General features: G+C 69.8%; 14 protein-coding genes. 10 read left to right on the top strand and 4 right to left on the bottom strand.

The annotated features are described in order from the left end of the window. Positions 1 to 398: 398 nt before the first annotated feature. Positions 399 to 1,223, top strand: coding sequence for a sulfite exporter TauE/SafE family protein (locus P1J78_RS17375; protein ID WP_275568645.1), 825 nt, complete (start codon positions 399 to 401; stop codon positions 1,221 to 1,223). Positions 1,224 to 1,269: 46 nt separating this feature from the next. Here P1J78_RS17375 and P1J78_RS17370 read toward each other — a convergent pair whose 3' ends face one another. Genes P1J78_RS17370 through ccmI form a run of 3 tightly spaced genes read right to left on the bottom strand, consistent with a single transcriptional unit; the run spans position 1,270 to position 3,220 of the window. Continuing rightward, on the bottom strand, positions 1,270 to 1,512 hold the full coding sequence (locus tag P1J78_RS17370; protein ID WP_275568644.1) for a DUF1289 domain-containing protein: 243 nt from the start codon (positions 1,510 to 1,512) through the stop codon (positions 1,270 to 1,272). Further along, positions 1,509 to 1,985, bottom strand: a complete 477-nt coding sequence (gene ruvX / locus P1J78_RS17365; protein ID WP_275568643.1) for a Holliday junction resolvase RuvX — start codon at positions 1,983 to 1,985, stop codon at positions 1,509 to 1,511. The genes P1J78_RS17370 and ruvX overlap by 4 nt, the downstream gene beginning before the upstream one ends. Continuing rightward, positions 1,982 to 3,220, bottom strand: coding sequence for a c-type cytochrome biogenesis protein CcmI (gene ccmI, locus P1J78_RS17360; RefSeq protein WP_275568642.1), 1,239 nt, complete (start codon positions 3,218 to 3,220; stop codon positions 1,982 to 1,984). The genes ruvX and ccmI overlap by 4 nt, the downstream gene beginning before the upstream one ends. A 203-nt stretch (positions 3,221 to 3,423) precedes the next feature. On the opposite strand from ccmI, the gene P1J78_RS17355 reads away from it, so the two are divergent. The 6 genes from P1J78_RS17355 (at position 3,424) to P1J78_RS17330 (ending at position 9,842) form a co-directional block, all read left to right on the top strand. After that, complete coding sequence (locus P1J78_RS17355; RefSeq protein ID WP_275568641.1) at positions 3,424 to 4,668, top strand: sarcosine oxidase subunit beta family protein; 1,245 nt, start codon at positions 3,424 to 3,426, stop codon at positions 4,666 to 4,668. A gap of 250 nt (positions 4,669 to 4,918) precedes the next feature. Further along, positions 4,919 to 5,458 carry a hypothetical protein gene (locus P1J78_RS17350; RefSeq protein ID WP_275568640.1) on the top strand — a complete coding sequence of 180 codons (540 nt, stop codon included), beginning with the start codon at positions 4,919 to 4,921 and terminating at the stop codon, positions 5,456 to 5,458. A gap of 217 nt (positions 5,459 to 5,675) precedes the next feature. Continuing rightward, positions 5,676 to 5,924 (top strand): hypothetical protein, encoded by a 249-nt coding sequence (locus P1J78_RS17345; RefSeq protein ID WP_275568639.1) that lies wholly within the window; start codon positions 5,676 to 5,678, stop codon positions 5,922 to 5,924. Between the two features lie 69 nt (positions 5,925 to 5,993). After that, a complete protein-coding gene (locus tag P1J78_RS17340) occupies positions 5,994 to 6,323 on the top strand; it encodes a sarcosine oxidase subunit delta (protein WP_275568638.1) in 330 nt (109 codons plus the stop codon). Then, the gene (locus tag P1J78_RS17335; protein WP_275568637.1) at positions 6,320 to 9,280 is read left to right on the top strand and encodes a sarcosine oxidase subunit alpha family protein; all 2,961 of its coding nucleotides are present in this window, start codon (positions 6,320 to 6,322) and stop codon (positions 9,278 to 9,280) included. The genes P1J78_RS17340 and P1J78_RS17335 overlap by 4 nt, the downstream gene beginning before the upstream one ends. Beyond that, the gene (locus P1J78_RS17330) at positions 9,273 to 9,842 is read left to right on the top strand and encodes a sarcosine oxidase subunit gamma (RefSeq protein ID WP_275568636.1); all 570 of its coding nucleotides are present in this window, start codon (positions 9,273 to 9,275) and stop codon (positions 9,840 to 9,842) included. Before P1J78_RS17335 ends, P1J78_RS17330 begins: the two co-directional genes overlap by 8 nt. A gap of 60 nt (positions 9,843 to 9,902) precedes the next feature. Here the strand turns inward: P1J78_RS17330 and P1J78_RS17325 are convergent, their stop codons facing one another. Then, complete coding sequence (locus P1J78_RS17325; protein ID WP_275568635.1) at positions 9,903 to 10,604, bottom strand: hypothetical protein; 702 nt, start codon at positions 10,602 to 10,604, stop codon at positions 9,903 to 9,905. A 204-nt stretch (positions 10,605 to 10,808) separates the two neighbouring features. On the opposite strand from P1J78_RS17325, the gene P1J78_RS17320 reads away from it, so the two are divergent. The 3 genes from P1J78_RS17320 (at position 10,809) to P1J78_RS17310 (ending at position 12,228) form a co-directional block, all read left to right on the top strand. Beyond that, on the top strand, positions 10,809 to 11,408 hold the full coding sequence (locus tag P1J78_RS17320) for a superoxide dismutase (protein WP_275568634.1): 600 nt from the start codon (positions 10,809 to 10,811) through the stop codon (positions 11,406 to 11,408). A gap of 124 nt (positions 11,409 to 11,532) precedes the next feature. Then, positions 11,533 to 11,763: a hypothetical protein gene (locus P1J78_RS17315; protein WP_275568633.1), complete on the top strand. Its 231-nt coding sequence runs from the start codon at positions 11,533 to 11,535 to the stop codon at positions 11,761 to 11,763. After that, complete coding sequence (locus P1J78_RS17310) at positions 11,764 to 12,228, top strand: host attachment family protein (RefSeq protein WP_275568632.1); 465 nt, start codon at positions 11,764 to 11,766, stop codon at positions 12,226 to 12,228. Positions 12,229 to 12,293 lie beyond the last annotated feature (65 nt).

Genomic DNA, 12,293 nt, shown 5'->3' with positions numbered 1-12,293 from the left:
ACTGGCGAGGACGGTGCCAAGTGTTCGACATACATGCTTATGTCTCCGGCATCGCAAAGCTCGACCGCGCCCCGGCGGGTCGGCGCTGCACGGCGCTCCGCTCGACCGGGACCGCTATCCGGCAACGCCGAGGAAGTTGTGTCGTGTAGTGTGATGGCGTCCGCACGACAGGACTGGCCCGCGTGCTGTACCCGGCCGGCCCTGCGCCGGGACGCAGTGTCGCGAGCGTCCGGGGGAGCCCGCCGCAAGGCGTTTGCAAGCGCCTTGGACAAGGGCCTTGCAAGGCCCTTGCAAGCGGTTTCGAAACCGCTTGCCGCCGACCGCGTCACAGCGGCAGGGCATGGACCTTCCGGCCGGGATGCGGTTTAGCGGGGCAACCGCACCGAAGAGGCCCGCCCATGCCCGAGACCGCCCTGCTGATCCAGCTCGCCCTGATCCTGATCGCCATCGGCGCCTTCGCCGGCGTGCTCGCCGGGCTTCTGGGCGTGGGGGGCGGCATCGTGCTGGTGGCGGCCTTCTTCTACAGCTTCACCGCGCTCGGCTACCTTGGGCCGCAGCTGATGCAGATCTGCCTGGCCACCTCGCTGGCGACCATCGTCGTGACCTCGGTACGCTCGGTCCACGGCCACAACAAGAAGGGGGCGGTCGACTGGACGGTGCTGAAGACCTGGGCGCCGGGCATCGCGGTGGGCGCGGTGGTCGGCGTGCTGGTGGCCGCCAGCCTGCGCACCGTCGCGCTGCAGGCGATCTTCGGCGTGCTGGCCATCGTGATCTCGCTCTACATGGCGTTCGGCCGGCGCGACTGGCGGCTGGGCGCGGCGATGCCGACGGGCGCCGCGCGCGCGGCGCTGTCGCCCGCGGTCGGCTTTCTGTCGGTGCTGATGGGGATCGGCGGCGGCAGCTTCGGGGTGCCGGTGATGACGCTCTACGGAATGCCGATCCACCGGGCGGTGGCGACGGCGGCGGGGTTCGGCCTGCTGATCGCGGTGCCCTCGGTCATCGGCTTTCTGTTCGTCGAGATCGACCCGGCGTTCCGGCCGCCCTTCACGGTGGGGGCGATCAACCTGCCGGCCTTCGCCATCGTGATCAGCATGACGCTGCTGACCACGCCGCTGGGCGTGAAGCTGGCGCACCGGCTCGATCCGGCGCCGCTCCGGCGCGTCTTTGCGGTGTTTCTGTTCCTGGTGGCGCTGAACATGCTGCGCGCGGCGCTGTTCGGGTAAGGGCCGCGCGTTGCCCCCCGTGCGGCGGCGCCTTGCGCGGGGCCCGTCAGGAGGCCGTCCGGCGCGCGTCCTTCGCCCGGCGGCCGCCGCGGCGTTTGCGCAGGCGGCCCTTGCGCTCCGGCAGCTCGTCCATCAGCGCCCGGCGTTCCTCGGGGCTCATCGCGGTCCAGCCGGTGATTTCCTCGATCGTGCGCAGACAGCCCGTGCAGATGCGTGCCTCGGGATGGATGACGCAAATGCGTATGCAGGGCGAGTCGATGCCGCCCGGAGTGTCGCCGTGGTCTTTCACTGCTCCTGCCTCAGGTGCCGGATGCGGTCCAGCGCTCCCTGAAGGATAAAGCCTGCGGCCACATGGTCAATCACTTCGGCCCGGCGGCGCCGCGACGTATCCGCCTCCAGAAGCGCGCGCTCGGCGGCCACGGTGGACAGGCGTTCGTCCCAGAAGGCGATGGGCAGGTCGGTGAGGCGCGACAGGTTCCGGGCGAAGGCGCGGGTGGACTGGCAGCGCGGGCCCTCGCTGCCGTCCATGTTCACCGGCAGGCCCAGCACGAGGCCCGCGAGCTCGCGCTCCGCCGCGATCTGCAACAGCCGCTCGGCGTCCTGGGTGAATTTCTTGCGCCGGATGGTTTCCAAAGGGGTGGCCGATTGCAGCAGCCGGTCGGCCACCGCGACGCCGATGGTCTTGGTGCCGAAGTCGAGCCCGGCGATGCCGCGCATCGGGGGCAGGGCGGCGGCGAACGCGGCGATGTCGTCGCAGATCACTCGGCGACCCCGGCGCGGAGCGCCGCGGCGCGGATCGTCTGCAGCGCGTCCGGCGCGTCGGCGAAGACGCCCTGCGCTTCGTCCCAGATCGCCGCGGCGCGCTCGGTCTCCTCCAGCACGCCCAGCGCGCCAATCAGCCGCGCCCAGTCCTCGGGCGGGCCGCCCTCGGAGGCCAGCCGGTCGGCGAGGCCGTCGACCATGTTCTGGATCATCTGCCGGCGGTCCTCGGGCGCCATGTCGGCGGCGGCCTCCATATCGGCGGCGGTGGGGCCGCGTTCCGGCGCGGCGGCCTCGGGCGGCGACCAGCGCTCGCCGGCCAGCGCGGCGACGCGCGGCATCTGTTGCAGGATCGGCTGCACCCAAGGGTCGGACATCCGGGAGTCCTGCAACAGCCCGCGCCAGATCTCGAAGGCCCGGTCCGGCCGCCCGGTCTGGGCATAGGTGACGCCGGAATAGTAGCGCGCGGGGCCGTTGTCGGGATCCATTTCCAGCGCCTTGTCGATCGCCGCCTCGGCCTCGGGCGAGACATAGCCGCCGGCGGCCAGCACCATCAGGTCGGCGAGATCGGCCCAGTCGGTGGCGGTGGCGTCCTCGCCCATCACCTCGATGCGGCGCTCCTGCGCCTCGTAGGCCGCCTTGAAGTTGCCCAGCCGGGCCTCGTTGACGACCAGGAGTTGCAGGCCCTGCAGGTCGTCGGGGTTCTCCTCCAGCGCGGCGCGCAGGCGGTCCATCAGCTCGGTGAAGCGTTCGTCGGGCGCCTCGCGCTCGGGCAGGCGGGCCAAAGCTTGGGCCTCGGCCGTCTCCTGGTCGGGACGGTTGGCGCGGCGCTCCTCGGCGGCGTCGAGGCGGGCGCTCAGCGGCAGATCGGGATAGCCCGGCGCGCCGACGGCGTAATAGACGCCGAAGCTGCCGGCGAGGATCGCCACCACCAGCGCGGCGGCGCCGTAGGTGGCGGGCCGCGGCGCGGTGCCGGCGGCGCGGGCGGCCTGCGCGGCGCGGTCGGCCTCCAGCAGGCGGCGCGAGACCTCGGTGCGGGTGCGCTGTGCCTCGTCCTCGGTGACGACGCCGCGGGCGAGGTCGCGCTCGACCTCGGCCAGCTGGTCGCGATAGACCTGCACGTCATAGGCGGCCGCCGGCGTCGCCTGCCGCCGCCCGCGCATCAGTGCCAGAAGCATCAGCGCCGCGACCAGAAGCGCCAGAAGCCCCGCGACGATCCAGAACGCCCACTCCGCCATGTATCCTCCGTTTCCGGGTGTCCATCTATCCACTGAGGCGGCCGTGCAAAACCCTTAATCGGCCCCTGCGGCGTCACGCCTCCGTGCGGAACGGAGCGCGGCCGGGGCCATGTCGCAAATCCGGCCGCAAATGCCGCGGAGCGTCTATCGGCACCGCGCCCGAGGTTCCACAAAAGCGAAACCGTGCCCGAGGGATTCGCCGGATGAAACGTTACTCCGCCTTTGCCATCGCCCGCGAGGCGCTTCGCGGCCATATCGGCTGGGAGCGCGCCTGGCGCTCGCCCGAGCCGAAGGCGCAGTACGACGTGGTGATCGTCGGCGCCGGGGGGCACGGGCTGGCCACGGCCTACTACCTGGGCAAGAATTTCGGCATCACCAATGTCGCGGTGCTGGAGAAGGGCTGGCTCGGCGGCGGCAATACCGGGCGGAACACGACGATCATCCGCTCGAACTACCTCCAGGACCCGTCGGCGGCGATCTACGAGAAGGCGCGCAGCCTCTACGAGACGCTGAGCCAGGAGCTGAACTACAACATCATGTTCTCGCCGCGCGGCGTGCTGATGCTGGCGCAGACCGAGCACGAGGTGCGCGGCTATCGTCGGACGGCGCATGCCAACAGCCTGCAGGGGGTGAAGACCGAGTTCGTAAGCCCCGACCGGGTGAAGGAGCTGTGCCCGATCATCAGCCTGGAGGGGCCCCGCTATCCGGTGCTGGGCGCGCTGTGGCAGGCGCGGGCCGGGACGGCGCGGCACGACGCGGTCGCCTGGGGCTATGCGCGGGCGTGTTCCGACATGGGGATGGACATCATCCAGAAATGCGAGGTCACCGGCATCCGGACCGAGGGCGGCAAGGTGTCGGGCGTGACCACGACGCGGGGCGACATCGGCTGCGGCAAGCTGGGGATCGTGGTGGCGGGGCATTCCGGCGTGGTGGCCGAGATGGCCGGGTTCCGGCTGCCGATCGAGTCGGTGGCGCTGCAGGCGCTCGTGTCCGAGCCGATCAAGCCCTGCATGGACGTCGTGGTGATGGCCAACACCGTCCACGGCTACATGAGCCAGTCGGACAAGGGCGAGATGGTGATCGGCGGCGGCGCGGACGGGTTCAACAACTACACCCAGCGCGGCTCGTTCCACCATGTCGAGGAGACCGTCCGCGCGCTGGTGGAGACCTTCCCGATCATCTCGCGGCTGAAGATGCTGCGGCAATGGGGCGGGATCGTCGACATGACCGGCGACCGCTCGCCGATCATCTCGAAGACGCCGGTGGAGAACTGCTTCATCAACTGCGGCTGGGGCACCGGCGGGTTCAAGGCGATCCCCGGCTCCGGCTGGGCGATGGCGGAGCTGATGGCGAAGGGCGCCTCGCCGCTGGCCGACGGGTTCGAGATGCACCGCTTCCGCGAGGGGCGCTTCGTGGACGAAAGCGTCGCGGCGGGGGTGGCGCATTGACCGGGCGGCCCGGCAGTCGCGGTCCGGGGCGCGGGCGCGACAGGCAGGCGTGGCCGCGCCGAAGCCGGTCAAATCTTGTGTCGCACTCTCGCAGATCCCCCAGATTTTGTTTACCCTCCGGCAAGGATTCTGCCCGTCTGCTGGGCGAGTCCGACACCGGGGGACGGGGCCGCTGGGGGCCCGCGCGTCTCTTCTCGTGCCGTCCGACGACCGGGCGGGGCTGCCACGCGAACGAGGAAGGACCACTGCGATGCGTGCGATGACAAGGAACCTGAGCCGGGCCGTGCGGGCGGCCCTGATGCCCGCTGCGCTGATGCTGGCGCTGACGACGGGGCCGGCGCCGGCGGCGCCCGAGGGCAACACGATGAAGCTCCGCTTCGGCGCGTTCGAGGTGATCGGCACCTATTCCAAGCGCTCCTGCGCGGCGCAGTCGACGCTGCGCTCGGCCAAGGGCGCGCGGGTCGGCTTCTCGATCTACTGGGTGCCGGGGCGGTCGCTGTATCTGCTGACGATGCACCCGAACGCGGGGCAGGTCACCGGCAACCGGCAGGTCAATTTCCGCTTTCCGGGCGGGCAGGCGGTGGCCTTCGGCATGAAGCGCAGCGGCAACAACCTGTTCACGAATATCGGCTTCGGCGGCACCGCGAAGAATTTCTACAAGCTGATCGAGGCCAACGGCTCGCTCAGGATCGAGATCCCCAGCCTGGGAGACACGATCGACGTGAGCCTCGCCCAGCGGCGCGAGGTCGAGGCGGCGATGCGGCACTGCCGGGACTGGCTGCGGTCATGAACGGCGTTCGGTAAAGGGCGGAGATGGAACGGGAAATGGCGATCACGGTTGCGTGCGGCGCGGAACCCGGGGCGAATCGGGCGACGCCGGCAGGGTTTGGCTTAGCCGCGGTGCAGAAGCGCGCAGCTTTCGGCGCACGCGCGGGCGCGGGGCGGCCGGGCCCTGTCCGCCGGACGAGCGGCGTCCTATCCTTCCAGAGCAGGAAGGAGAAAGTGCCATGTACGAGAACGTCCCCAAACCCCATCGTCCGGCCTACGGCCTGCATGACCCCGACGACCGTTTCCGTCCCGAAGGCGGTGGAACGGGCTGGATCTGGATGGCCGGCATCGCCGTGGCCGTCCTGCTGGGTCTCGTCATCTTCGGTGCCAGCGGCACCACCTCGGTCGAGCATCCCGGCGGTGCCTCGGGCATCGAGCAAACCGCTCCGGCGGCGGCCGAGCCCGTGCCGGCCCCCGGCGCGGAGTAACACCACTCGCGGACACCTGCGGGGCGGGCGCCGCGTTGCGCCCGCCCTAATGCTGCGCGGAGGTCGGCCATGCTGATCCTGCGCTGTCCCAATTGCGGTATCGACGCCGACGAGACGGAACTGGCCCCCGGCGGCGAGGCGCATCTGAGGCGCGTCGGCCCGGAGGCGTCGGACGATGCCTTCGAGGGCTATCTGTTCCATCGCGAGAACCCGCGCGGCGTGCATTTCGAGCGCTGGCGCCACGCCGCGGGCTGCGGCAAGTGGTTCCACGCCGCGCGCTGCACCCAGACATTGGAGGTCTTCGGCACCTATTCGGCCCAGGTGACCGACCCGCCGCAGGACATCCGCGACGCAATCACGGCCAGGCGGCCCGGCTGGCGCTGGAGAGACATCGAATGACGACCCGACTGGCCAGGGGCGGGCGGCTGCTGAATCGCGGCCGGGCGCTGGAGTTCACCTTCAACGGCAAGCGGATGACCGGCTATCAGGGCGATACGCTCGCCTCGGCGCTTCTGGGCGCGGGGCAGCGGCTGGTGGGGCGGTCGTTCAAGTATCACCGGCCGCGCGGGCTGGTCGCCTCGGGGGCCGAGGAGCCCAACGCGCTGGTCAACCTGGGCGAAGGCGGGACCTTCGAGCCGAACCAGCGCGCCACGACGCAGGAGCTTTACGACGGGCTGGCGGCGGAAAGCCAGAACCACTGGCCGAGCCTGGAATTCGACGTGGGCGTGGCGAACAACTACGTCTCGCGCTTCCTGCCGGCAGGGTTCTATTACAAGACCTTCATCAACCCGCGGCCCGCCTGGAAGCACCTGTTCGAGCCGTTCATCCGGCAGTCGGCGGGGCTGGGCCGCGCCCCGAAGGAGCGCGACGCGGACGTCTACGAGCATTTCCACGTGCATGTCGACTGCCTGGTGATCGGCGGCGGCATCGCGGGGCTGGCCGCCGCGCTGAAGGCGGCCGAGGCGGGCCGCGAGGTGCTGCTGATCGAGCAGACGGCGCATTGGGGCGGCCGGGCGCCGGTGGACGGCGCGGTGATCGACGGCGCCGAGGCGGACGCCTGGGTGAAGAACACGGTCGAAACCCTTGAAGGCATGGAGAATGTCCGCATCCGCACCCGCTGCATGGGGGTCGGGGTCTATGACCACGGCTACGTGCTGGCCTACGAGCGGCTGACCGACCACGACCCGCATCCGGACCTGCCGCGGCACCGGCTGTGGAAGATCCGGGCGTCGGAGGTGATCACCGCGACCGGCGCGCTGGAGCGGCCCCTGAGCTTTGCGGGCAACGACGTGCCGGGGGTGATGCTGGCCTCGGCCGTGCGCGACTATGTGGTGAACTGGGCCGTCTCGCCCGGCGACCGGACGGTCGTGGTGACGAACAACGACGACGCCTACCGCACGGCGATCGCGCTTAAGGAGGCGGGGCTGGAGGTGCCGGCGGTGATCGACGCGCGGACGGCGCCGGAGGGCCCCTTGGTGGAGCGCGTCCGCGCCCTGGGCGTGCGGGTCGAGACCGGCCGCGCCGTGGCCAAGGTGAAGGGCCGGGCGAAGGTCGAGGGCGTGGCGATGACCATGCAGGCCGGCGAGGGCGCGGTGCTGGAGGTGATCGACTGCGACGCGGTGGCGATGTCGGGCGGCTGGTCGCCGGTCGTCCATCTGTGGTCGCATTGCGGCGGCAAGCTCGTCTGGGACGATGCGCAGGCGTTCTTCCGGCCCGACCCGGAGAAGGCGCCGACCGGCGCCGACGGCCAGCCCTTCGTCCGGGTCGTGGGCGCGGCGAACGGCGCGATGACCACGGCGGATGTGCTGGCGGATGCCGGGGCGGACGCGCAGGCAGCGCCCGAGGCGGCCGGGCCGATCGAGCCGGTCTGGATCATGCCGCAGGGCGCGGGGCCGGAGCTGCGGTCGAAGATGTGGCTCGATTACCAGAACGACGTGAAGGTGTCCGACGTGCAGCTCGCCGCGCGCGAGGGCTACGAGAGCGTCGAGCACACCAAGCGCTACACCACGCTGGGGATGGCGACCGACCAGGGCAAGCTCAGCAACATCAACGGGCTGGCGGTGCTGTCGCGGTCGCTGAACGCCGAGATCCCGCAGGTCGGCACCACCACGTTCCGGCCGCCCTATACGCCGATCTCCTTCGGCTCCATCGCCGGGCAGGCGCGGGGCGACATGTTCCAGCCGCTGCGCCGGACGCCGATGCATGCCTGGCACATGGCCAACGGCGCGCATTGGGAGCCGGTGGGTCACTGGCGCCGGCCCTATTGCTACCTGCAGCCCGCCGAAACGGTCGAGGAGGCGGTGCAGCGCGAGGTGAAGAACACCCGCGAAGCCGTTGGTTTGCTTGACGCATCCACGCTGGGCAAGATCGTCGTCAAGGGGCCGGATGCGGGCCGGTTCCTCGACATGCTCTATACCAACATGATGTCGACGCTGAAGCCCGGCCGCTGCCGCTACGGGCTGATGTGCAACGAGAACGGGTTCCTGATGGACGACGGCGTCGTCGCCCGGATCGACGAGGACACGTTCCTGTGCCACACCACCACCGGCGGGGCCGAGCATGTCCATGCCCACATGGAGGAATGGCTGCAGACCGAGTGGTGGGACTGGCAGGTCTACACCGCCAACGTCACCGAGCACTACGCGCAGATCGGTGTCGTCGGCCCCCACGCCCGCGAGGTGCTGGACCTGGTCGGCGGCATGGACGTGTCGAAAGAGGCGATGGCCTTCATGGACTGGCAGGACGGCGAACTGGGCGGGCTGCCGGTGCGCGTCTTCCGCATCAGCTTCTCGGGCGAGTTGTCCTACGAGATCGCGGTGAAGGCCGGCTATGGCCGGGCGCTCTGGGACATGCTGGCGGAGGCGGGGCGCGAGGTCGGGATGATGCCCTACGGCACCGAGGCGCTGCATATCCTGCGCGCCGAAAAGGGCTTCATCATGATCGGCGACGAGACCGACGGCACCGTCACGCCGCAGGATCTGTGCCTCGACTGGGCGATCTCGAAGAAGAAGGACGACTATATCGGCAAGCGCGGGCAGGCGCGGTCGCACCTGACCGACCCCGAGCGGTGGAAGCTGGTGGGGCTGGAGACGGTGGACGGCTCGGTGCTGGAGGACGGCGCCTATGCGGTGGCCGAGGGGCGCAATGCCAACGGCCAGCGCAACGTGCAAGGGCGGGTGACGTCGACCTACCGCTCGCCGACGCTGGGGCGCGGCATCGCCATGGGGCTGATCCGGCGCGGGCCGGAGCGGATGGGCGAAGTGGTGGAGTTCACCCGCACCGACGGCACCACGACGCGCGCCAAGATCGTGCAGCCCGTATTCTTCGATCCGGAGGGGGAGAAGCAGAATGTCTGACCCGGTCACGGCGCTCGGCGGGATGACCGCCGACAGCTTCGCCGACATCGCCGAACAGCCGCCGCGCGGCATGGTGCTGCTGCGGGGCGATCTGTCCTCCGCGCCGGTGCAGCGCGCCGCCGCAGAGGTGGCGGGCGTTACCGTCCCCGCCCCGAACCGGTTCGAGGGCGAGATGCCCGCGCTCTGCTGGATGGCGCCAGACGAGCTGTTGCTCCTGTGCGACTACGACGAGGCCGCGGCGAAGGTCGCGGCTCTCGCCGAGGCGTTACAGGGCGTGCATCATCTGGCCCTCGACGTCTCCGACGCGCGGGCGGTGTTCCGCGTCACCGGGCTGGACGCGCGCGAGGCGCTGGCCAAGCTGACGCCGGCCGACATGTCGCCGGCGGCCGTCCCGCCCGGCACCTTTCGCCGCACCCGCATGGCGCAGGTGCCGGCGGCGATCCGGGCGCTGGACGACACGGCCTTCGAAATCCTCTGCTTCCGCTCGGTCGCGCAGTACATGGCCGACCTGCTGATTTCCGCCGCGATCCCGGGCAGCGAAGTCGGCTACTGGCAGACGTAACGCCTCAGACGGGGCGCTTCGGACGGGGCGCCTCAGACGGGGCGCCCCGGACGCAGCGCCTCAGAAGTCGAAGCGGATCCGCATCGCGCCCACCAGGTTTTCGGCCTCGATGTCGTCGCCGCCGAAATGGGTGTAGATCAGGCCGGGGTTGAGCACCGCCCGCGAGTCGCCCAGCGGGATGTCCAGCCCGGCCTCGGCCCGCCAGAACAGGCCGTCCTCTTCCTGGGTGAACCCGCCGCCGAAGGCGTCGAACTCGCGCCAGCCATAGCCCAGCGACAGCGCGCCGCTCAGCTTGATCCCGGTGTCGTCGGCCGGGTCGCCGTTGAGCGGCAGCTCGGTGCGCACCCCGGCAAAGACGCCGTGGTCGCGCATGTCGCCGCTCGTCGCGAAGGTGGCGCCGCCCGGCTGCACCACGCGCTCCACCGTGCCGCTCTGGTTGTAATAGCCCAGCTGGAAGGCCGTCGCGAGCGCCGAGATCGTGGCGAACCGCCAGTAGAGGGTCAGGTCGAAGTAGAACGGGCTTTGCGCGAAGAGCGTCTCGCGCGTGGCGACGTCCACCATGGAATACTCGTTCAGGAACAGCCCGAAGCCCAGGGCGATGCCGGTCGGCACGAAATACGGCGTGCTGTCGCCGCTGAAGGCGCTGCTGGCGGCGGCGCCGGGGATCAGGACGAAGGGCGCGGAATCCGCGCTCTGGGCCGCGGCGGCGGTGGAACTGACCGACAGCAGAGCTGCGGCGACGACGGACATGGTCCTTTTCATGGCGATCCCCTCTCGTGGCATTTGGCGCCGTCCAGCGTGCCGCCTGGATGACGCCACGTAAACGATGCAGCGGAGACTCCGGTATCGACTGCGGCATCCGCGACACAGGCGCGGCGGCGGGTTTTCCGCGCCTTGCCCTTGACGCCGCGCGCTCCATGCCATTTCTGTCCAGCAGATACACCTTACAACGATAGGGGGACCCCCATGGCTTTCGAACTTCCCGATCTGCCCTATGCCCACGATGCGCTGGCCGCGTCGGGCATGTCCAAGGAGACGCTGGAGTATCACCACGACATCCACCACAAGGCCTATGTCGACAACGGCAACAAGGCCATCTCGGGGACCGAGTGGGAAGGCAAGCCGGTCGAAGAGATCATCAAGGGCACCTACGACCCGAACGCCGTCGCGCAGAACGGCATCTTCAACAACGCCTCGCAGTACTGGAACCACAACCAGTTCTGGGAGATGATGGCCCCGGGCGGCACCGGCATGCCGGGCGAGCTTGAAAAGGCGCTGGTCGAGGCGTTCGGCTCGGTCGACGAGTTCAAGTCGCAATTCGCCGCCGCCGGCGCCGGGCAGTTCGGCTCGGGCTGGGCGTGGCTCGTGAAGGACACCGACGGTTCGCTCAAGGTCACCAAGACCGAGAACGGCGTGAACCCGCTGTGCTTCAACCAGACCGCGCTTCTGGGCTGCGACGTGTGGGAACATTCCTACTATATCGACTTCCGCAACAAGCGCCCGGCCTACCTGGACAACTTCCTCAACAACCTGGTGAACTGGGAAAACGTCGCCTCGCGCATGTAACCTGCCGCGACGACAGCGTTATTTTGGCGGCGGCCGTCCCGGATCGGGGCGGCCGTCGTCGTGTCGGGGCGGAACCCGGCGCGCGGCCCGAACGTTTCCTCCCCGAACCAAGGAGGGAATGGAAATGGCAGAGCGCAAGAAGTCGAACGACGGCCGCCGCGAGACCGAGGAGATCCTCGGCGACAAGCCCGAGAACATGTCCGGCGAGACGACCGAGGAGGGCCGCAAGGGCGGCAACATCCAGCGCAAGGTCGGCACCCGCGACGAGGAGAAGCAGGTCGACGAGACCTCGGCCGGCAACACCCGCCCGCTGGCGCAGGACCAGAACGACAGCGGCGACAAGGAGAAGACGTAGATGGCCATCGAGGAAAAGCCCAAGGTGAAGACCGGAACGTGGGTGCTGCTCGCCGACGGCGAGAAGGCGCTGTTTTTGCGCAACGACGGCGACGATCAGGATCTGAACCTGAACGTGGTGCGCCTGGAAGAGCAGGAGAACCCGTCGGACCGCGAGCAGTCGGCCAACCGTCCGGGCCGGATGGAGGATACCGGCGTGCAGCAGCGCTCGGCGATGGACGACACCGACTGGCACGAACTGGCCAAGGAGCGGTTCGCCGACGACCTGGCCGATCTGTTGTACAAGTACGCGCACACGCACGCCTTCGAGCGCATCGTGCTGACCGCCTCGCCCAAGGTGCTGGGCGAGTTGCGCCACAAGATGCACAAGGAGGTGGCGTCGCGGGTGGTGGCCGAGGTGCCCAAGGACTTCACCAACCACCCGCTCGACAAGGTCGAGACGCTGCTGCCCAGGGAACTGGGCTGAGCGCCCGAGCCCGCCTTGACCCCGGCGCCTTGACCCCCGCGCCTTGACATCGCCGCCCGCGCGCG

Origin of the sequence: Psychromarinibacter sediminicola, assembly GCF_029168335.1 — a bacterium.
GTDB classification, from domain to species: domain Bacteria; phylum Pseudomonadota; class Alphaproteobacteria; order Rhodobacterales; family Rhodobacteraceae; genus Psychromarinibacter; species Psychromarinibacter sediminicola.
The sequence above is the reverse complement of the archived record's forward strand: the minus strand, read 5'-3'. Positions and strand labels throughout refer to the sequence as shown.